Source organism: Pseudomonas cichorii, from assembly GCF_003700275.1.
Lineage (GTDB): Bacteria > Pseudomonadota > Gammaproteobacteria > Pseudomonadales > Pseudomonadaceae > Aquipseudomonas > Aquipseudomonas cichorii_B.
In genome coordinates this window covers 18,908-37,263 of sequence record NZ_RBRE01000042.1, presented here as the reverse complement: position 1 = coordinate 37,263, position 18,356 = coordinate 18,908, and the positions used below count along the sequence as shown (strand labels likewise).

Genomic DNA, 18,356 nt, shown 5'->3' with positions numbered 1-18,356 from the left:
TTTGTTCAGGCAGCGCGGGCTTCTTCCAGGGCTTCGGCTGACAGTTGCCGGTTGTGGCGGTTGGCGTAGTTCTCGGCCATCACCGAGCAGACGATCAACTGCATCGGGTGATAGATCATGATCGGCAGCAGGATCAGGCCCAGGCCGGGATTTGCGCCGAAAATCAGGGCTGCCATCGGCGCGCCGGCTGCCAGGGATTTCTTGGTGGCGCAGAACACTGCCGCGACTCGGTCGCCATGATCGAACTTCAGGGCGCGGGCCGTGCGGGTGGTCATCAACAGGATCACGGCGAGCAGGATGGCGGTGCCGATAAAGGCTGTCAGAATCACGCTGCTGCCCTGAGCCTGCCACATTCCGGAAATCATCGAGTTGCAGAACGCGGCATAGACCAGCAGCAGGATCACGATCTTGTCGATCAGGTTGGTGTATTTCTTGTGCCGCGCAAAGAACTTGCCTGCCAGTGGACGGATCAGTTGGCCGAGGACCAGAGGCAGCAACAACATGGCGCACAGATCGAGCAGTGTGGAGCCCAGATCGATCCCGCCCGAGCCGGTGCCGACCACCAGGCTGACCAGCCAGGGCGTGATGAAAATTCCCAGTACGCTGGACAGGCTGGCGTTGAGAATCGCAGCAGGTACGTTGCCTTTGGCACTGCCGGTCAAGGCCACCGAAGAGGAGATGGTGGACGGCAGCGCGCAGAGGTAGAAGAAACCCAGCATCAGCAGGGCAGGGATGTGTGAGCCTAGCAACTTGTCGCCGATCAGCCACAGCACCGGGAACACCACAAAGGTGAACGCCTGGATCATCAGGTGCAGGCGCCAGTTCTTCAGGCCGTTCTTGATCTGCTCGCTCGACAGGTTGACGCCATGCAGGAAGAACACCACGAACACGCCGATATTGATCACGTACTCGGCATGCATGCCGCCGCCCGTGGCGCCGAAGTGGGGGAAAAAGTACGCCAGGACCGTGGCCAGGACCATTCCGCAGAGGAACCAGTCGGTCACGACGCGCTTGAGATGTTTGAGTGCTTGCATGGGAGGCTCGTGCATTCTTTGTAAAAATGAATGTCTGCAGGCTACTCTGTTGACCTGTAGCCGTCTTGCGACATAAGGCCATAAGATGCCGAGTAACGGACAAAACAACGTTCATCCTGTCACCGGCGAGCGGCAGATTCCCGTCCTGGAGGATTTGCCGCGTCCGCTCTATGCGCGTGCGGAAAGCTTGGGTGCCGGGTCCTGGACGCCGCCACATCGACATGACTGGGTGCAGTTTTCCTATGCCATCAGTGGCGTACTGGGCGTGCACACTGATGAAGGCAGCTTCTTCGCGCCGCCGCAGTGGGGTGTGTGGATACCTGCCGGGCTTGAGCATGAAGTGGTGACGTCCATGCGTGCCGAAATGCGCAGTCTGTATGTGCGAACCGAGGATTGCGCCTGGGCGCCGGAGCGATGTCGGGTGCTGGAAGTCACGCCCCTGGCGCGGGAGCTTATAAAGAGTTTCTGCCTGCTGCCAGTGACCTATCCGGAAGGCGATAGCCCTGAGGCGCGACTGGTACAGGTGTTGCTGGATCAGTTGTCCCATTTGCCCGAAGTGGGGTTTTCCCTGCCGTTGCCCAGGCACCCGCGTTTGTTGGCGCTGTGCAACGAACTGATCGAAAACCCCGCTCGACCGATTACCCTGCATGACTGGGCGGCACGTCTGGGGACCTCGGAGAAAACCCTGATGCGCCTGTTTCAGCGCGAAACCGGCCTGAGCTTTCGCGGCTGGCGCCAGCGGGCGAGATTGTTGTCCTCGTTCAGTGCGCTGGAGGAGGGCGGCAGTGTGACCAGTGCCGCGCTGGCGTGTGGTTATGACTCCACTTCCGCTTTCATCGCTGCCTTCAAGGGGCTTTTCGGTTACACGCCAGGGGAACTGTTCAAGTAGATTTCGGCACGAAAGAGCTTCGTATTGCTGTCTTTTCCTACAGCAAATGTTTTTGAATTCGTAATATCTTTCACTGAGCGTACGGCACGAAAGGTGCTTGAATCCGGGAGTTGAGGCCGTTTTCCACGAAAACTATTCAATCCCGACTGCCGTTACCCCTACTCGCTGGCGGAGGATTGCCGTATAACGGCAACAATCGCGTATCTGGCAACAAAGGACCCACAATAAAAGCTGATGAAAACTCCTAAACGCATTGAACCCCTGATCGAAGACGGTCTGGTCGACGAGGTGCTGCGCCCGCTCATGAGTGGTAAAGAGGCAGCTGTTTATGTGGTGCGCTGTGGCAAGGAGCTGCGGTGTGCCAAGGTTTACAAGGAGGCGAACAAACGCAGTTTCCGCCAGGCGGCCGAGTATCAGGAAGGCCGCAAGGTACGCAACAGTCGGCAGGCCCGGGCCATGGCCAAGGGCTCCAAGTTCGGTCGCAAGGAAACCGAGGATGCCTGGCAGAACGCCGAGGTTGCAGCCTTGTTCCGTCTGGCTGGCGCCGGTGTCAGGGTTCCCAAGCCTTTCGACTTCCTCGATGGCGTGCTGCTCATGGAGCTGGTTGCCGACGAGTACGGCGATGCGGCGCCACGTCTGAACGATGTGGTGCTGGAGCCGGATCAGGCACGTGAGTACCACGCTTTCCTGATCGAGCAGATCGTGCTGATGCTATGTGCCGGTCTGGTGCACGGTGACCTGTCCGAGTTCAACGTGCTGCTGGGGCCGAGCGGTCCGGTGATCATCGATCTGCCCCAGGCGGTCGATGCTGCCGGCAACAACCACGCTTTCAGCATGCTGGAGCGCGACGTTGGCAACATGGCTTCCTACTTCGGCCGCTTCGCGCCGGAGTTGAAGGAAACCCGATACGCCAAGGAAATGTGGTCGTATTACGAGGCCGGTACGCTGTCGCCGTCCACGGTGCTGACGGGCCTGTTCGAGGATACGCAGGAGGCTGCCGATGTGGGCGGCGTGTTGCGCGAGATCGAAGCTGCACGTCTGGACGAGGCACGCCGTCAGGCTGCCCGCGCAGCCGACGACGCACCACCGGGCAAGCCCAACGAAGAACCGCCTCCGCCCTGGATGCAGTAATACACACACTGCGCAGGAGCCAATTCATTCGCGAATGAATTGGCTCTGTCTGCATTAAGTGTTGCCAGTCCGTCAGAGGACTGTGGGAGGCAGCTTGCTGGTGACTTCATCGTTGTCGCCAGCAAGCTGCCTCCCACAGCATTACCCGCGCTGTACCAGAGACACCACAACACTTAACGAGGACAGAGCCAATGAATTGGCTCCTGCCGGTGGCCTGTTTATGGGGTGGCCGGGCTGCCGCAGTCGCGGCAAGACCGTATCTACCTGCTCTGAAGAGCGCTTCAGGTACAACAGCCGCCCGACGCCAGGTCCTTGAGGATCGGGCAATCGGGACGCTGGTCGCCGTGGCAGTGCTCCACCAGTTCCTGCAGGGTATCGCGCAGGCTCGCCAGTTCCTCGATCTTCTGATTCAGCTCGACGATATGCTTGTGGGCCAGCGCCTTCACATCGGCACTGGCGCGCTGGCGGTCCTGCCAGAGGGTCAGCAGCTTGCCGACCTCTTCCAGCGAAAAGCCCAGGTCCCGCGAGCGCTTGATGAACGCCAGGGTGTGCAAGTCTTCAGCACTGTACAGGCGATAGCCGCTGTCACTGCGAGAGGCGGCGCGCAGCAGACCGATGGATTCGTAGTAGCGAATCATCTTGGCGCTCAAGCCGCTTTTCCTGGCCGCCTGGCCGATATTCATCGCGTGTCTCCCATGTCATCCGGTTTCCAGGTTTTCAACAGCAGTGCGTTGCTCACCACGCTGACGCTGGACAAGGCCATTGCGGCTCCGGCCAGGACCGGGTTGAGATAACCCAGGGCTGCCAGCGGAATACCGATCAGGTTATAGACAAAGGCCCAGAACAGGTTCTGGCGGATCTTGCTGTAGGTCTTGCGGCTGATCTCCAGCGCTGCCGGTACCAGGCGTGGATCGCCACGCATCAGGGTAATCCCGGCCGCATGCATCGCCACATCGGTGCCACCGCCCATGGCGATGCCGATATCGGCTGCGGCCAGGGCTGGCGCATCGTTGATGCCGTCGCCAACCATCGCCACGACATGATCCTTTTTCAGGAAGTCCACAATCGCGGCCTTTTCGGCCGGCAGGACTTCGGCATGCACATTGTGGATGCCCAGCGCCTGGGCGACGACCCTGGCGCTGCCCGGATTGTCGCCAGTCAGCAAATGGCTGCTGATGCCCCGAGCGTTCAACTGCTGCACGGCCTGTTCGGCGCCGGGCTTGAGGGTGTCACCAAAGGCGAACATTCCCAGCACGGCCGGTTGCGGGTTTTGCTCGATCAGCCAGGACAGGGTCCGGCCTTCGGCTTCCCAGTTGCTGGCGGACTCGGCCAGCTCACCCATCTGCAGGTCACTTTCTTCCAGCAACCGCCGGTTACCCAGCGCCAGTTGGTGGCCGGCCACGGTCCCGGCGATGCCGCGTCCAGTGAGCGCATGGCTGTGCTCGGCGCTGTCGAGCTTCAGTTGCCACTCATGACAGACATCCAGCACCGCTTTGGCCAGTGGGTGCTCGCTGCCACGTTGCAGGGCACCGGCCCGCTGCAGCAATTGCTCCTCGTTGCCCTCTACCGCGCTCATGTTGGTAATGCGCGGGGTGCCGGACGTGAGTGTCCCGGTCTTGTCGAACACCACTGCATCGACCTCATGGGCGCGTTCCAGCGCTTCGGCGTCCTTGATCAGAATGCCGTAGCGCGCCGCAACGCCTGTCCCGGCCATGATGGCGGCGGGGGTCGCCAGTCCGAGTGCGCATGGGCAGGCAATCACCAGCACCGCGACGGCATTGATCAGGGCGACCTCCAGCGAGGCACCGGCCAGCAACCAGCCCGAAAGAGTGAAAAAGGCGATGACCAGCACGGTCGGTACGAAGACCTGACTGACCTTGTCCACCAGCCGCTGGATCGGCGCCTTGCCTGCCTGGGCGTCCTCGACCAGCCGAATGATGCGCGCCAACACGGTTTGCGTGCCCAGCGCCGTGGTTTTGATCAGCAGCACTCCTTCGCCATTGATGGCGCCGCCGGTGACACTGTCGCCGGGCTCCTTGGCAATCGGCAGGCTTTCACCACTGATCAGCGCTTCATCCGCATGGCTGCGGCCTTCCATGACCTGACCATCGACCGGGAAACGTTCACCGGGTTTGACCAGCACCAGATCGTCGATGTGCAAGGCACTGATCGCGACATCGTGTTCCTGGCCATCGATTACTTGCCGGGCGCGCTCCGGGCGCAGGGCTTCAAGGGCGCGGATGGCGCTGGCGGTCTGGCGCTTGGCGCGGCTTTCCAGATATTTACCCAGCAGCACCAGCGCAATGACCACGGCCGAGGCCTCGAAATACAGATGCGGCATATTGTCGGGCGCTGCATTGATCCATTGATAGACACTCAGGCCGTACCCGGCACTGGTACCGATGGCCACCAACAGATCCATGTTTCCGGCACCGGCCCGCAGGGCTTTCCAGGCGGCTACATAAAAGCGTGCGCCGAAGATGAACTGCACTGGAGTGGCCAGGGCAAATTGCGCCCAGGCGGGCAGCATCCAGTGCACGCCCAAAGGGCTCAACAGCATGGGCAAGACCAGCGGCAAGGCGAGGATCAATGCCAGCACCAAGGCCCAGCGTTCATGGTTCAAGTGGCGGATTTTTTTCTCGGTATCGACCTGCTGGTCTTGCACCAGGGTCGCGCCGTAGCCTGCCTGGCTGACGGCAGCGATCAAGGCTTGCGGTTCGGTCCCTGGCTGGGTCTGGACATGGGCACGTTCACTGGCCAGATTGACCGTGACGCTGGTAACCCCGGGTACTTTGGCCAGGGCACGCTCGACCCGCCCGGCACAGCTTGCGCAGGTCATGCCGGTGATCGGCAGGTCGAAGGTGGTGGGTTCATGCATCGTTTCACTCCCTGAAGGCTTGATGCCTGCAAGGTTCAACCTTGCCACATGGGCAAGGTCAAGGGCGAATCAATAGTTCAGGTCGGCTTTCTTCAGGTACATGCCGTTCAGGTCGGTCGCAATGCGGTACTTGAGAATGTCCCCGGCGCGCAGTTTGATTCTGGTGCTGCTCTGCGCCTCCATGCCGGCGGCACAGCCGACCACGGTGCCTGGCAGCCGGCGCAGGCGCACCGAGACATCGCCCGGCGGCAGGTTGAAGGATACGGAATCTTCCTGGAACAGGCGGCCGGCCAACTGGTCCTGAATATAGATACCGATTTCGCAGGAGGTCGCGACTTCCAGGCGCTCTCGGGAAATGATCAGGATGCCGTAGTCCTGAGCGGCCTGAACGCTGGGGGAAGTAGCCAAAAGACCGAGAATGCCGAAGAGGCTCAATACTGACCAGCGCATGGCTGATACTCCTGCTGTAGACGTCGATGACGAAGCTTGGCCCAGCACCGCGAGTAATACCAGCCCGGCAGGAAAAACAGAAACTTGACCTTGCCATGATGACAAGGTTGAAGATGCCAGCCATCCATTACTGAGGGAGTAGCAGCATGCAACTATTCAACGTACAAGGCATGACCTGCGGGCATTGCGTCCGGGCGGTAACCCAGGCCATCCACAGCGATGATCCGGCCGCCGAGGTGCAGATTGATCTGGCCAGTTCTCAAGTGCGTGTGCAGAGTTCTTTATCCACGGAGCGGGTCATCGAACTGATTGGCGAAGAGGGCTATCAGGCACAACCGGCTTGATCATCGGGCGCAGTTTCCATGTGGTCCTTCTGAAAAATGCTGAATTAATTTCCTGAGGTCGAGGTTATTGGCAAGGCAAGCCGGTTAGACTAGCCAGCTGCCTTGCACACGTTCATGGACCTCCGATGAATCTGAAAACCATCCTTATTCTGGGTGCCCTGAGCGCCTTCGGCCCTTTGGCCATCGACTTCTATCTTCCCGGCTTTCCGGCCATGGCTGCGTATTTCGCGACCGATGAACAGCATGTACAGCTGACCCTCGCGGCTTATTTCCTCGGCTTGTCGATTGGCCAGCTGGCCTACGGTCCGGTGGCGGACCGTTTTGGTCGGCGGGTGCCTTTGCTGGTCGGCGTGACGCTGTTCACCCTGGCTTCGCTGGCCTGCACTTTTGCCCCGAACCTGGAATGGCTGATCGGCGCGCGTTTCGTTCAGGCGCTGGGCGGTTGTGCCGGGATGGTGCTGGCGCGGGCCATCGTCGTCGACAAATGCAATGCTGTGGAGTCGGCCAAGGTCTTCTCGCAACTGATGCTGGTCATGGGGCTTGCGCCGATTCTGGCGCCGATGCTTGGTGGCGTGCTGGTCAATGCCTATGGCTGGCAATCGATTTTCGTCTGCCTGACGATTTTCAGTGTGCTGTGCCTTACCGCAGTGGCCGTCGGCTTGCCGGAAAGTATTCCGGCCGGCGTACCGCGCCAGCCGCTGCGAGGCGCGTTGAAGCAGTACGGCAACCTGCTCAAGGACCGGGTCTTCATCGGTCATGCCTTGACCGGCGGGATTGCCATGGCCGGGATGTTTTCCTATATCGCTGCCTCGCCTTTCGTATTCATCAAGCTGTATGGCGTACCGGCCGAGCATTACGGCTGGCTGTTCGGCATGAATGCGGCCGCTTTCATTCTGGTGGCTCAGGTCAATGCGCGCCTGCTACGGAAAAAGGGCCCTGCGCTGTTGTTGCAGCGCGCCGTGTGGGTCTATCTGCTGGCAGCACTTGCCTTGTTGGGCGTTGCCGGTCTGCGTACCGAACAACTGTGGCCGTTGCTGGTGCCTTTGTTCATCTGTATGGCCAGCCTGGGTTGCATCATTCCCAATGCTTCGGCCTGCGCCATGAATGGCCAGGGCGCGCGTGCCGGCAGTGCATCGGCATTGCTCGGTTGCCTGCAATTCAGTGTCGCGGCGGGCGCCGCCAGTCTGGTGGGAGTGTTGCACGACGGCACGGCCACGCCGATGGCCACCGTGATCAGCCTGTGCGGTGTGCTGGCGGTCGGCGCATCGGTGTATACGCGCCGTTTGCAGATGCGTCGTGAAGCGCTGGTTCAGTAACGAAACTACCTGACAGGCCACCGCGGTTGACCGCGCTGGCCTGTTTCAGGCGCACAACCGGTCAGAAACCTTCCAGCACGATCTTGCCCCTGGCCTTGCCGCTTTCCAGCAATTCGTGGGCTCGGCGCAGGTTGGTTGCGTTGATGGTGCCGAAGTGTTCGCCAAACGTGGTCTTCAACGTCCCGGCATCGATCAGCTCGGCAACCCGGTTGAGCAGGTTGTGCTGTTCGATCATGTCCGCAGTCTCGAACATCGAACGGGTGTACATGAACTCCCAGTGCAGCGACAGGCTCTTGCGCTTGAGCTTGGTAACATCCAGCGCCTTGGGATCGTCGATCAAGGCCAGCTTGCCCTGCGGCTGGAGCGATTCGACCAGTTGATCCAGATGCAGATCGGTCTGGGTCAGGCTGGCCACATGGCTGACCTGATGCTGGCCGATGCGCTTGAGTTCTTCACTCAACGGCTGGCTGTGATCGATGACCTCATGAGCACCGAGATCGCGTACCCAGCTTGTAGTTTCCGGCCGTGATGCGCTGCCGATGACTTTCAGCGAAGTCAGTTGCCGCGCCAGTTGCGTCAGGATCGAGCCGACACCGCCCGCAGCCCCGACGATCAACAGGCTTTGCCCGTTCTCAGCCTGGCCTTCGGCGATCTGCAGGCGCTCGAACAACAATTCCCAGGCAGTGATCGCGGTCAGCGGCAGCGCTGCTGCATGGGCGAAACTCAGCGAACTGGGCATGTGCCCGACGATCCGCTCATCCACCACAGGCAACTCGCTGTTGGCGCCCGGACGGGTCAGCGAACCGGCGTAGAAAACCTTGTCGCCCGGCTGGAACAGCGTCACTTCGCTGCCGACCGCCTTTACCACACCGGCCACGTCCCAACCCAGCACCTTGGCGGCGCCTGCTTCAGGCTGGACGTTTTGCCGGACCTTGGTATCCACCGGGTTCACGGAAATCGCTTTGACCTCCACCAGCAGGTCGCGAGGGCCTGCAACCGGCTCCGGCAGTTCAACATCCTGCAGCGCGTTGAGGTCGCTGACCGGCAGGGACTGGTAATAGGCGATGGCTTTCATGCAGTGCTCCAGAAGGTGAAAAGTGGATGAACGAATGATTGGTCATTTCCCTTGAAGATAAAAGCGGCTAAAACGGCAGTCTCTTTCAATTTTATTTTGATAATCGGGGCTGACATGTTGCGTTTCGATGACTTGCAGTTGTTTGTTCGGGCCGCAGATCTGGGCAGCCTGTCTGCGGCTGCGCGAGGCATGGACATGTCGGCAGCGGTCGCCAGCGCGGCGCTCAAGCGTATCGAGCAGCAACTGGGCGTGCGCCTGCTGGCCCGCTCCACGCGCAGCTTGCGACTGACCGCCGACGGTGAAGGGTTTCTGGAGTACGCGCGTGCGGCGCTGGGCAGCCTGGAGGATGGCCGACGCCTGCTGGCCAGCAATCAGGAAAGCTGCAATGGCGTCCTGCAACTCTCGGCACCCTCGGATTTCGGACGCAACGTGCTGTTGCCGTGGCTCGATGAGTTTCAGCAGCAACATCCGCAATTGTCCGTGCGCCTGCTGGTGGGCGACCGGGTGGACGATCTGTTTCGCCAGCCGGTGGATGTAGCCCTGCGCTATGGCGAGCCAGGCGATTCGAGTCTGGTGGCAAGGGCTGTGGCTCCCGACAATCGGCGGGTGCTGTGTGCTGCCCCTGATTATCTGGCACGTCAGGGTGAGCCGCAAAACGTCGGCGATCTGGCGCAGCATAACTGCCTGCTGCTGATGCTCGGTGACCGGGTTCACGATCACTGGAGCTTTCACGACGGCAAGCGCGAAGTGAGCCTGACCGTAAGCGGCAACCGTTTCAGCCCGGACAGTGATGTGGTGCGCCGCTGGGCACTGGCAGGTGCCGGTGTGGCGTACCGGTCCTGGCTGGATATCGCCGCCGATGTCCAGGCGGGGCGGCTGAAGGTATTGATGCCGCACTTGCACGGCGAGGCCGTGCCGCTGAACCTGTTATGTGCGCATCGAGTGCAACTCAACAAACCCGTCAGCCTGTTACTTGAAATGCTGCGTATTCGATGTGCGCAACTCTCTGTACCGGTAAATCGTTAGTTGTTTGTCGGTCTGGAAGACTTTGTGGAAAAGACTGACGGAAACTTCGGAAAATATAAAAGGTAAATACAGTTTTCAATTGCAAAGTGCCAACATAAGGAAGGTATTCAAGACGGCGACTGTCGAGCGCTGGCGGCATCGAGAAATCAGGAGATGTTCGACAAGTTCGTGAAAATGGTGGCCATTGTTTTACAAATGTGTCCGGCAGTGACCCGGCTGCCGGAACTTTTACCTGATCGGCTTGGAGGTCATAGAGTTTATACTTGTCATTTCAGGTTGGATGTACGTTCAACTTTACGGGAGCGGGATTGTCATCAATATGCCATCGCTATAGATGAATGTTTCAACAGGGAGTGAATACATGGAATATGCACCTTGCATCAGTCAGATCGCGACACTACTGGCCGACCCCAAGCGTAGCGCAATGATTTGGGCATTGATGGATGGTACTGCCCGTCCTGCCAACGAGTTGGCGTTACTGGCGGGGCTCTCTACATCTTCTGCAGGTGCGCATTTGGCACGACTGGCCAGTGGCGGGCTGTTGAAGCAGGAGGCACGGGGGCGCAAACGCTTCTTTCGACTGGCAGCACCGGAAATCGGCGCCGCCGTGGAGGCGCTGGCCAATGCGTCGCTGGTGAGTGCCGACCAGATCAGCCGCACGATGGCGCAACCCATACCTCCTTTGCCCATCCGCCGTGCACGGATCTGCTCCGATCATCTGGGAGGCGAAATGGCCGCCGAGCTTTACCAGCGCCTGCTGGGTGCCGGCTGGATCGAGCAGCAGGAGCAGCGCGTCGAGGTGACCAGCAAGGGAATGGCCAAGTTTGCCGAACGAGGCATTTACGTGCCTGCATTGGCGCTACGTCAACGCGAGACGGTCTGTGTCTGTCCGGACTGGAGCGAGCGCAGCCCGCATCTGGGCGGCGCGTTGGGAGCGGGGCTGTTGCAGTTGTTCATTCAGATGGGATGGCTGCGTACCACCGAGGAGTCCAGCACCCTGCAGGTGTCCTCCAACGGGCAGCGCGAGATCGGCAAGATCGCTTCTGCAGCTTGACGAACATTGCGGGCAGGCGGATTGCGCTGCTGCCCGCAAGCTTGCGGATTATGGCTTGACCAGACGCGCATCCAGGCTGTTTTGCGCCAGGCGTCTTGCCTGATCCTGGGTCATGCCCAGATGGGTATGCAACGCCTGGAAGTTCTCGGTGACATAACCGCCGAAGTAGGCCGGGTCATCCGAGTTCACGGTGACTTTCACGCCGCGCTCCAGCATGTCGAGAATGTTGTGCTGCGACATGTGATCGAACACGCACAGCTTGGTGTTGGACAGCGGGCAGACCGTCAGCGGGATCTGCTCGTCGATGATCCGCTGCATCAGGCGTTCGTCTTCGATAGCGCGCACACCATGATCGATACGCTGGATCTTCAGCAGGTCCAGGGCTTCCCAGATGTACTCGGGCGGACCTTCTTCCCCGGCATGCGCCACGGTCAGGAAGCCTTCGTTGCGGGCGCGGTCGAAGACGCGCTTGAACTTGCTCGGCGGATGGCCCATTTCCGAGCTGTCCAGGCCGACTGCCACGAACGCATCGCGAAACGGCAGCGCCTGATCGAGGGTTTTTTCGGCTTCTTCTTCGCTCAGGTGGCGCAGGAAACTGAGGATCAGGCCGCTGCTGACGCCCAGTTTCGACTGGCCGTCCTTCAGCGCTGCGGTGATACCGTTGAGCACCACTTCAAACGCGATGCCACGGTCAGTGTGGGTCTGTGGATCAAAGAACGGTTCGGTATGAATCACGTTCTGCGCCTGGCAGCGCAACAGGTATGCCCAGGTCAGGTCGTAGAAATCCTGCTCGGTGCGCAGCACGTCCGCGCCCTGATAGTAGAGGTCCAGAAACTCTTGCAGGTTGTTGAAGGCATAAGCTCCACGCAAGGCTTCGACATCGTTCCAGGGCAAGGCAATCCTGTTGCGCTCGGCCAGGGCGAACAGCAACTCGGGCTCCAGCGAGCCTTCCAGATGCAAATGCAGTTCTGCCTTGGGCAGGGCGTTCAACCAGTCGTACATGTCTTTTTCTCATCAGGTGCAGATGGCGGGCATTCTACAGATGCTTGTCCATTGCAGGGTAAAACCTGACCGGTAGTTCAGGTAATGGCCTCCTGCTCGCGCCGATAGGCATAGGTATCTGCAAAGCGTGACAGCAGGAATTGTGCGCAGGTCGTTGCAGGATAGCGTGCCGGGATGGTTTCGCTCTGACAGCCCGGCAGGCATTCGATGCGGGTGTCCGGGTGCGGTTCGGCGAAGAACGGCATGGAGTAGCGATCCACGCCCAGCGGGCTGATGACCCGGTGCGGTGTGGAGACATAACGGTCATTGCTCCAGCGCGCCATCATGTCGCCAAGGTTGACCACGAAGGTGTTTGCAAGCGGCGGCGCGTCAATCCATTCGCCACGAACGTCACGCACCTGCAGGCCGCCGGCTGAATCCTGATACAGCAGCGTGATGCAGCCATAGTCGGTATGCGCCCCCGCGCCTTGCTGTTCGGTGGATGTCGCGGTATGGCGCGGCGGATAGTGAATTATGCGCAGTACACTGACCGGATCCTTGAAACGCTGATCGAAGAAATCACGCTCGATACCCAGCGCCAGGGTCATGGCCCGCAACAGGGTTTGCGCCAGCGCCTGCATATCCAGGTAGTGCTGCTCCATCAGCTCTTTCCAGCCGGGCATGTCCGGGTGACGGTTCGGCCCACGCAAGGGTTTGCCTGCCAGTACATCGGGATGATCGGCATCCAGATGCAGGCCCATGTCGAAGGTTTCCTTGAGATCGCTGGGCAGGTTCGGGTCCAGTTGCTCGGTAGCAATCGCCCCGTAACCGCGATGATGAGTGCTCTGGGTGATATCGATCCTGAGTTTTTCAGATTCGGGGCGGGCAAAGAATTGCTTGCCGGCGTCCAGTACCTGCTCGATGCGCCGGGCCGTGATCGGGTGGCCCTGAATGTAGAAAAAGCCCCACTCGCGACAGGCCTGGTCGATCTGTGTGGCGACAGCCTGCCAGGCTTGCTCGTCGGGCGTGTAGAGCGGGGAGATATCGATAACGGGAAGCCGGTTCATGAACCATTCCTGAATGTCAGGTTATTTATTCGCGGGAGCATCCGCGAGCAGGCAAGCATTGCAGGCCTGCTCGCGAAGCGATTATTTCGGCAGTTCTGCCGTAATCCCTTCGACGTAATAGTTCATCGAGGCCAGTTCGGCATTGGTTGCCACCTTGCCTTCAGGAATCTTCACTGCGCCGGTCTGGTCCTTTATCGGGCCGGTGAACGGATGGAATTCACCGCTCTCGATGCTGGCGATGATCTTCTGGGCTTCGGCTTTCACGTCGGCCGGGACCAGATCGCTGATCGGCAACTCAACCGTACCTTCCTTGAGGCCGCCCCAGTAATCCTGTGGCTTCCAGCTTCCGGCGATCACACCTTCGGTGGCCTGGATGTAGTGCGGGCCCCAGTTGTTGACGATGGAGGTCAGTACCGCCTTGGGGCCGAAGTGCGCCATGTCCGAGGCATAGCCGACTGCATAGACGCCACGTCGCTCGGCGGTCTGGATCGGCGCCGGGCTGTCGGTGTGCTGGAATACCACGTCCACGCCCTGGTCGATCAAGGCATTGGCGGCATCGGCTTCCTTGCCCGGATCGAACCAGGAGTTGACCCACACCACCTTGATTTCAGTGCCGGGGTTGTACTTGTTCAGCGCCAGTTGGATGGCGTCGATATCGCGCAGGACTTCCGGGATCGGGAACGAGGCGACATAGCCGACCTTCTTGGTCTTGGTCATCTTCGCAGCAAGGAAGCCACCGACATATCGGCCTTCATAGGTGCGGGCCAGGTAGGTGCCCATGTTCTTGTCCTGCTTGTAGCCGGTAGCGTGCTCGAACTTCACTTTCGGGAATTGCTTGGCGACTTTCAGCGTCGGGTTCATGTAGCCGAAAGAGGTGCTGAAAATGAGGTCGAAGCCACCTTTGGCCATGTTGCGAATCACACGCTCGGCGTCGGCACCTTCCGGTACGTTCTCGACGTAACTGCTGCTGACCTTGTCGCCCAGCGCGGCAACCATCGCCTTGCGGCCTTGCTCGTGCTGATAGGTCCAGCCGTGGTCGCCGATGGGGCCGATGTAGACAAAGCCGACTTTCAGGGGATCGGCAGCCGCAGCGAGCAGGCTGGAACCCAGACCGACAACAGCGGCCATGGCGCACAGCAGTTTTTTCAGAGGACGACGTGGGTTGGTCAGGTGCATCGGGTCTAGCTCCTAGCGATCTTGTTGGCGTGGCCGACTGGGCGGGGTAAGCCAGCAATGCAAAAAACTGACCAGAAAGACAGTTTATGCCGCGCCGCCGCTTCCCGGCCTGTTGGCCTTCAGCGGCATGCAGCGCGAAGGTGCAGGAGTGTCGTGTTCGCTTCTAACTGGTGCAGCGCGTGCTGCGCTCGACAATGCACATCGGTGTGCCGGCCACCGGCTCGCGAAGGATCTGCACTTGCACATCGAACACCCGGCCAACCAGCTCGGCATCCAGCACCTCGTCAGGACTGCCGCTCGCCACCAGACGTCCGGCCTGCATCACCGCCAGGTGGTCGGCATAGCGGCAGGCCTGGTTGATGTCATGCAGCACAGTGATCACGGTCTTGCCTTCGGCACTGAGCTGACGCATCAGATCCAGCAGCTCGACCTGATGGCTGATGTCCAGATAGGTCGTCGGTTCGTCCAGCAACACGATATCGGCATCCTGCGCCAGAACCATTGCCAGCCAGGCCCGCTGACGTTGCCCGCCGGACAGGTCGGACAGCGGTCGTTCGGCCAGTGTTTCCAGCTCCATGCGTTTCAGGGCCTGATCGACACTGGCACGGTCGGCCCCACTCAAGCGTCCCCACAGGCTGTTGTGCGGGCTGCGTCCATAGGCAACCAGTTGGCGCACGCTGACGCCTTCCGGGATCGGCAGCACTTGCGGCAGAAAGGCAATCCTGCGCGCCAGCTCTCGCGGCGAAAGTTTTTCGTAGGCTTGTCCGTCGAGGCTCAGGCTGCCGGCCTGCGGCGTGAGAATCCGTGCAAAAGCCTTGAGCAGGGTGGACTTGCCGCAGCCATTGGGACCGATCAATGCCGTGACCTTGCCGGGCGGCGGACTGAACGACAGCGACTGCACGATGCGCGTCGCGCCGTAGCCGATGTCGAGTTGCTGTGCCTGGAGAATGCTCATGGAATCAACCTTTGAATCGTGCCAGCAGCCAGAGGAAATATGGAGCGCCGATTACCGCTGTGAGAATCCCGGCAGGAATCTCGCTGGGGGCGATCAGCGTGCGTCCCAGAGTGTCGGCCAGCACCAGCAGTAGCGAACCCAGCAACATCGAGGCAGGCAACAGATATTGATGATGACCGCCGACCAGACGCCGGGCCATGTGCGGCGCGACCAGACCGACGAAACCCACCGGCCCGATGATGCCCACGCCAAGGCTGGTCAGCAGCACCGAGCCACCCATCGCCAGCCAGCGGATGCGTTTCAGGCCGGTGCCGAGACTCTGCGCGGCCTCATCGCCCAGGCCGATCAGGTTCAGTGGCTTGGCCAGCAACAGGCAGGCCGGGATCAGCAGCAGAAACGGCAAGGCCAGCAGGACGTGATGCCAGTTACGGCTCCACAGGCTGCCGGTCAGGGCCAGCAGGGCCGTGTTGATATCCAGCGGATTGGAGAGGATCAGGAATTCGGTGATGCTCGACAACGTGACCGCAATCGCCACCCCGGACAGCGCGAAACGTACCCCGGAAAACTGTACGCCGGTGTTGTACAGCGCCAGCAGCAGCGCACCTGCCGCGCCACCCAGGCAGGCCACCAGCGGCAGCCAGACCACCGGCAACTGCGGTACACCGATGATCGCAATGGTCAGCGCCAGCCCGGCCCCCTGAGTGACGCCGAGGATTTCCGGCGAGGCCAGCGGGTTGCGGATCACGCCTTGCACGATAGCTCCGGCAAGGCCGAAGGCACTGCCGGTCAGAATCGCGATCAGGCCACGGGGCAGGCGATGGTTCCAGACCTCGAAGTCCTTGCTGTCGTGGGCGAGCAAGTGATCGAAGACTGCGCCGGGCGTCAGCCAGACCGTGCCCGCACTCAGGCTGAGCAGCAATGCCAACAGCAATAGCGCGAGCAGGATCAGCAATCTTGAGCGTGGCTGATTCATAGTGTACGCCTGGCCAGAAACAGAAAGAACGGTGCACCGATCAGCGCAGTGACAACCCCGGCGGGCGTCTCGACCGGAAAGGCCACGGCCCGGCTGATCAGGTCGGCGGCCAGCACAATTGCAGCACCCAGGCCAGCGCTGATCGGGATCAGCCAGCGGTAATCATTACCCAGCACCTGACGGGCGATGTTCGGTGCAATCAGGCCGACAAAAGCAATCGGTCCCACTGCGCAGACGCTGGCACCCACCAGCAGCAGGCTGACCACGAACACCAGAAACCGTAGCGCACCGATACGCACACCGAGCGAGCGGGCGGCGTCTTCGCCCAGGTTGATCAGATTCAGGCGCGGGGCACAGGCTATCGCCAGTACTGTACCGATCAAGGTACAAGGCCAGAGCAGTTGCAATTGCGCCGCGCCGACATTGGCCAGTGAGCCGGCCAGCCAGTTGAGGACGCTTTGTGCCTGGGCTTCGACGAGAATGACAGTCAGGCGGGTCAATGCCGCACATAGTGCGGCCACGGCGACACCGGCCAGCACCAGTCGTCCCTGAGCCGTGGCAGGCGACCACGCGCCGCCGAGGCTGAATACGGTAATCCACGCCAGCGCACCGCCGATGGCCGTCATCAACAAGGCGCCACCGGGGAATGGCGGTGCGACCAGCCCTGTGGAAAACAGCGCCAGCCCCAGTGCTGCGCCTGCGGTCACACCAAACAGCGACGGCGATGCCAGGCGGTTACGAGTGATGCCTTGCATCAAGGCTCCGGCCACGCCCAGGCAGGCGCCGACCAGTGCTGCACACGCCGCTCGCGGAACACGCAACTGCGCCACGATGTAGGCGATATTGCCGCCTTCGCGGCCGAGAGTGAACAGCCCGTTCCAGGCATCGGCCTGACGAATGCTGAACGGCGATAACGCGAACAGCGAAACCCAGAACAGGCCCAGACACGTCAGGGCGATCACTGTCGCCAGCAGCCAGCGGCGCATTTATGGGTTCAGTACGGCCTTGCCGCCCTTGAGAATGGCCAGCGCATCATCGGCGATCTGCTCGGAGGCCATGATGCCGCGATTGCGTGCCCAACTGTCGCCATCGACTTCTGCGACCTGCTTGTTGCGCACCGCACTCAACACCTGCCAGAGCGGCTGCTTGCTCCAGGTATCTACCAGGCTGGGACGACGGTAATGACCGACCAGCAACCAGCCGGGGTCCAGCGCCAGCAATTGCTCAAGGCTGACAAATTCGGTCGGGGCAGCATTCTTGCGCACTTCAGGGACCTGCAAACCGATGGCCTGCAATACGCTGCCAGCGTACGAGTGCGGACCGTGCACCGAGAAGCTGTCTTCCCGGGCCACCCCGAACAGCGCCTTGGTATTGGCCGGAATCTGTGCCGCGACCTGCTTGAGGTGCTGCTGGTTCTCGGCAATCCGCGCCTGCATCTGCGGACCTTTGCCCAGCGCGACGCCGATCAGCTCGGCGGATTTCAGGCTGCCCTGATAATCCTCGCCTCGCGACGGCAGCATCAATGTCGGCGCGAGGCTCGACAGATCGTTGTACAGCGCTTGATGACGACCCAGGTCGGCAATGATCAGGTCAGGCTTGAGGCGGGCGATCACTTCGATATTGGGCTGCGAACGCAGGCCCACCGATTGCCATTCACCCACGGCCTTGCGCACCTTGGGCAATACCCGGTTGGCATCGCCATCGTCGGCAGCCCCGACCGGCGTTACGCCGACCGAAGCCAGCCCGTCGAGAAACGAGAACTCCAGCACCACCACGCGCTTTGGCGCGTCCGGCAGATGGACCTTGTGCTGGCCGTCATCGATGTCGATCGGAGCGGCCCGGACAGTGCTGGCCGAAAGCACCAACAGGCTGCAAGCCAGCAGGCGGAAGAGGCGGGAAGTACGCATGGCGAATACCTTTGTAGCGGAAACAGTCGCGCCAGAGAGGCCACGAAGAAAACGGCGGGCACTATTTCATATCGAGACGGCAGGATCAAAAGTCATTTGC

The 18,356-nt window shown here is 60.8% G+C and carries 18 protein-coding genes; 6 read left to right on the top strand and 12 right to left on the bottom strand.

The features are described 5' to 3' along the window. Positions 1-5: 5 nt before the first annotated feature. Complete coding sequence (locus ALQ04_RS11705) at positions 6-1,034, bottom strand: bile acid:sodium symporter family protein (RefSeq protein WP_122315925.1); 1,029 nt, start codon at positions 1,032-1,034, stop codon at positions 6-8. A gap of 85 nt (positions 1,035-1,119) precedes the next feature. Here ALQ04_RS11705 and ALQ04_RS11700 point away from each other — a divergent pair, with 85 nt between their 5' ends. Next, on the top strand, positions 1,120-1,923 hold the full coding sequence (locus tag ALQ04_RS11700; RefSeq protein ID WP_122315924.1) for a helix-turn-helix transcriptional regulator: 804 nt from the start codon (positions 1,120-1,122) through the stop codon (positions 1,921-1,923). 234 nt (positions 1,924-2,157) lie between these two features. After that, complete coding sequence (locus ALQ04_RS11695) at positions 2,158-3,054, top strand: PA4780 family RIO1-like protein kinase (RefSeq protein ID WP_122315923.1); 897 nt, start codon at positions 2,158-2,160, stop codon at positions 3,052-3,054. A gap of 281 nt (positions 3,055-3,335) precedes the next feature. Here ALQ04_RS11695 and cueR read toward each other — a convergent pair whose 3' ends face one another. The 3 genes from cueR to ALQ04_RS11680 all read right to left on the bottom strand — a co-directional run bounded on the left by cueR (position 3,336) and on the right by ALQ04_RS11680 (position 6,382). Beyond that, positions 3,336-3,737, bottom strand: coding sequence for a Cu(I)-responsive transcriptional regulator (gene cueR / locus ALQ04_RS11690; RefSeq protein ID WP_122315922.1), 402 nt, complete (start codon positions 3,735-3,737; stop codon positions 3,336-3,338). Beyond that, positions 3,734-5,932 carry a cation-translocating P-type ATPase gene (locus tag ALQ04_RS11685; protein WP_122315921.1) on the bottom strand — a complete coding sequence of 733 codons (2,199 nt, stop codon included), beginning with the start codon at positions 5,930-5,932 and terminating at the stop codon, positions 3,734-3,736. The genes cueR and ALQ04_RS11685 overlap by 4 nt, the downstream gene beginning before the upstream one ends. Before the next feature lie 69 nt (positions 5,933-6,001). Next, positions 6,002-6,382 carry a hypothetical protein gene (locus ALQ04_RS11680; RefSeq protein WP_122315920.1) on the bottom strand — a complete coding sequence of 127 codons (381 nt, stop codon included), beginning with the start codon at positions 6,380-6,382 and terminating at the stop codon, positions 6,002-6,004. A gap of 146 nt (positions 6,383-6,528) precedes the next feature. Between ALQ04_RS11680 and ALQ04_RS11675 the strand changes: the two genes are divergently transcribed. Then, positions 6,529-6,726 carry a heavy-metal-associated domain-containing protein gene (locus ALQ04_RS11675; protein WP_122315919.1) on the top strand — a complete coding sequence of 66 codons (198 nt, stop codon included), beginning with the start codon at positions 6,529-6,531 and terminating at the stop codon, positions 6,724-6,726. 125 nt (positions 6,727-6,851) lie between these two features. Further along, a complete protein-coding gene (locus ALQ04_RS11670; protein ID WP_122315918.1) occupies positions 6,852-8,042 on the top strand; it encodes a multidrug effflux MFS transporter in 1,191 nt (396 codons plus the stop codon). Between the two features lie 61 nt (positions 8,043-8,103). On the opposite strand, the gene ALQ04_RS11665 is transcribed toward ALQ04_RS11670, so the two are convergent. After that, positions 8,104-9,117: a zinc-binding alcohol dehydrogenase family protein gene (locus ALQ04_RS11665; RefSeq protein WP_122315917.1), complete on the bottom strand. Its 1,014-nt coding sequence runs from the start codon at positions 9,115-9,117 to the stop codon at positions 8,104-8,106. Between the two features lie 114 nt (positions 9,118-9,231). On the opposite strand from ALQ04_RS11665, the gene ALQ04_RS11660 reads away from it, so the two are divergent. Next, positions 9,232-10,143 (top strand): LysR family transcriptional regulator, encoded by a 912-nt coding sequence (locus tag ALQ04_RS11660; RefSeq protein ID WP_122315916.1) that lies wholly within the window; start codon positions 9,232-9,234, stop codon positions 10,141-10,143. 361 nt (positions 10,144-10,504) lie between these two features. Further along, positions 10,505-11,197 carry a helix-turn-helix transcriptional regulator gene (locus ALQ04_RS11655; protein WP_122315915.1) on the top strand — a complete coding sequence of 231 codons (693 nt, stop codon included), beginning with the start codon at positions 10,505-10,507 and terminating at the stop codon, positions 11,195-11,197. Positions 11,198-11,245: 48 nt separating this feature from the next. Here the strand turns inward: ALQ04_RS11655 and ALQ04_RS11650 are convergent, their stop codons facing one another. The 7 genes from ALQ04_RS11650 to ALQ04_RS11620 all read right to left on the bottom strand — a co-directional run bounded on the left by ALQ04_RS11650 (position 11,246) and on the right by ALQ04_RS11620 (position 18,256). Continuing rightward, positions 11,246-12,199: an adenosine deaminase gene (locus tag ALQ04_RS11650; protein WP_122315914.1), complete on the bottom strand. Its 954-nt coding sequence runs from the start codon at positions 12,197-12,199 to the stop codon at positions 11,246-11,248. 77 nt (positions 12,200-12,276) lie between these two features. Beyond that, a complete protein-coding gene (locus ALQ04_RS11645) occupies positions 12,277-13,245 on the bottom strand; it encodes an isopenicillin N synthase family oxygenase (protein ID WP_122315913.1) in 969 nt (322 codons plus the stop codon). Positions 13,246-13,326: 81 nt separating this feature from the next. Further along, positions 13,327-14,421 carry a BMP family ABC transporter substrate-binding protein gene (locus ALQ04_RS11640; protein ID WP_122315912.1) on the bottom strand — a complete coding sequence of 365 codons (1,095 nt, stop codon included), beginning with the start codon at positions 14,419-14,421 and terminating at the stop codon, positions 13,327-13,329. A 163-nt stretch (positions 14,422-14,584) separates the two neighbouring features. Continuing rightward, on the bottom strand, positions 14,585-15,376 hold the full coding sequence (gene fecE, locus ALQ04_RS11635) for a Fe(3+) dicitrate ABC transporter ATP-binding protein FecE (protein WP_122315911.1): 792 nt from the start codon (positions 15,374-15,376) through the stop codon (positions 14,585-14,587). Positions 15,377-15,380: 4 nt separating this feature from the next. Continuing rightward, on the bottom strand, positions 15,381-16,349 hold the full coding sequence (locus ALQ04_RS11630; protein ID WP_122315910.1) for an iron chelate uptake ABC transporter family permease subunit: 969 nt from the start codon (positions 16,347-16,349) through the stop codon (positions 15,381-15,383). Next, positions 16,346-17,335, bottom strand: coding sequence for an iron-dicitrate ABC transporter permease FecC (fecC, locus tag ALQ04_RS11625; RefSeq protein WP_183142156.1), 990 nt, complete (start codon positions 17,333-17,335; stop codon positions 16,346-16,348). The genes ALQ04_RS11630 and fecC overlap by 4 nt, the downstream gene beginning before the upstream one ends. After that, positions 17,336-18,256, bottom strand: coding sequence for a Fe(3+) dicitrate ABC transporter substrate-binding protein FecB (locus ALQ04_RS11620; protein WP_122315909.1), 921 nt, complete (start codon positions 18,254-18,256; stop codon positions 17,336-17,338). Between the last annotated feature and the right edge of the window lie 100 nt (positions 18,257-18,356).

What these genes read in the sequence shown, in the direction of transcription:
- ALQ04_RS11655 (WP_122315915.1), top strand. Translation starts at nt 10,505, where the DNA reads ATGGAATATGCACCTTGCATCAGTCAGATCGCGACACTACTGGCCGAC.
- fecE (WP_122315911.1), bottom strand. Translation starts at nt 15,376, where the DNA reads ATGAGCATTCTCCAGGCACAGCAACTCGACATCGGCTACGGCGCGACG.
- ALQ04_RS11695 (WP_122315923.1), top strand. Translation starts at nt 2,158, where the DNA reads ATGAAAACTCCTAAACGCATTGAACCCCTGATCGAAGACGGTCTGGTC.
- ALQ04_RS11640 (WP_122315912.1), bottom strand. Translation starts at nt 14,421, where the DNA reads ATGCACCTGACCAACCCACGTCGTCCTCTGAAAAAACTGCTGTGCGCC.
- ALQ04_RS11620 (WP_122315909.1), bottom strand. Translation starts at nt 18,256, where the DNA reads ATGCGTACTTCCCGCCTCTTCCGCCTGCTGGCTTGCAGCCTGTTGGTG.
- ALQ04_RS11665 (WP_122315917.1), bottom strand. Translation starts at nt 9,117, where the DNA reads ATGAAAGCCATCGCCTATTACCAGTCCCTGCCGGTCAGCGACCTCAAC.
- cueR (WP_122315922.1), bottom strand. Translation starts at nt 3,737, where the DNA reads ATGAATATCGGCCAGGCGGCCAGGAAAAGCGGCTTGAGCGCCAAGATG.
- ALQ04_RS11705 (WP_122315925.1), bottom strand. Translation starts at nt 1,034, where the DNA reads ATGCAAGCACTCAAACATCTCAAGCGCGTCGTGACCGACTGGTTCCTC.
- ALQ04_RS11670 (WP_122315918.1), top strand. Translation starts at nt 6,852, where the DNA reads ATGAATCTGAAAACCATCCTTATTCTGGGTGCCCTGAGCGCCTTCGGC.
- ALQ04_RS11660 (WP_122315916.1), top strand. Translation starts at nt 9,232, where the DNA reads ATGTTGCGTTTCGATGACTTGCAGTTGTTTGTTCGGGCCGCAGATCTG.
- ALQ04_RS11675 (WP_122315919.1), top strand. Translation starts at nt 6,529, where the DNA reads ATGCAACTATTCAACGTACAAGGCATGACCTGCGGGCATTGCGTCCGG.
- ALQ04_RS11650 (WP_122315914.1), bottom strand. Translation starts at nt 12,199, where the DNA reads ATGTACGACTGGTTGAACGCCCTGCCCAAGGCAGAACTGCATTTGCAT.
- ALQ04_RS11700 (WP_122315924.1), top strand. Translation starts at nt 1,120, where the DNA reads ATGCCGAGTAACGGACAAAACAACGTTCATCCTGTCACCGGCGAGCGG.
- ALQ04_RS11645 (WP_122315913.1), bottom strand. Translation starts at nt 13,245, where the DNA reads ATGAACCGGCTTCCCGTTATCGATATCTCCCCGCTCTACACGCCCGAC.
- ALQ04_RS11685 (WP_122315921.1), bottom strand. Translation starts at nt 5,932, where the DNA reads ATGCATGAACCCACCACCTTCGACCTGCCGATCACCGGCATGACCTGC.
- fecC (WP_183142156.1), bottom strand. Translation starts at nt 17,335, where the DNA reads ATGCGCCGCTGGCTGCTGGCGACAGTGATCGCCCTGACGTGTCTGGGC.
- ALQ04_RS11630 (WP_122315910.1), bottom strand. Translation starts at nt 16,349, where the DNA reads ATGAATCAGCCACGCTCAAGATTGCTGATCCTGCTCGCGCTATTGCTG.
- ALQ04_RS11680 (WP_122315920.1), bottom strand. Translation starts at nt 6,382, where the DNA reads ATGCGCTGGTCAGTATTGAGCCTCTTCGGCATTCTCGGTCTTTTGGCT.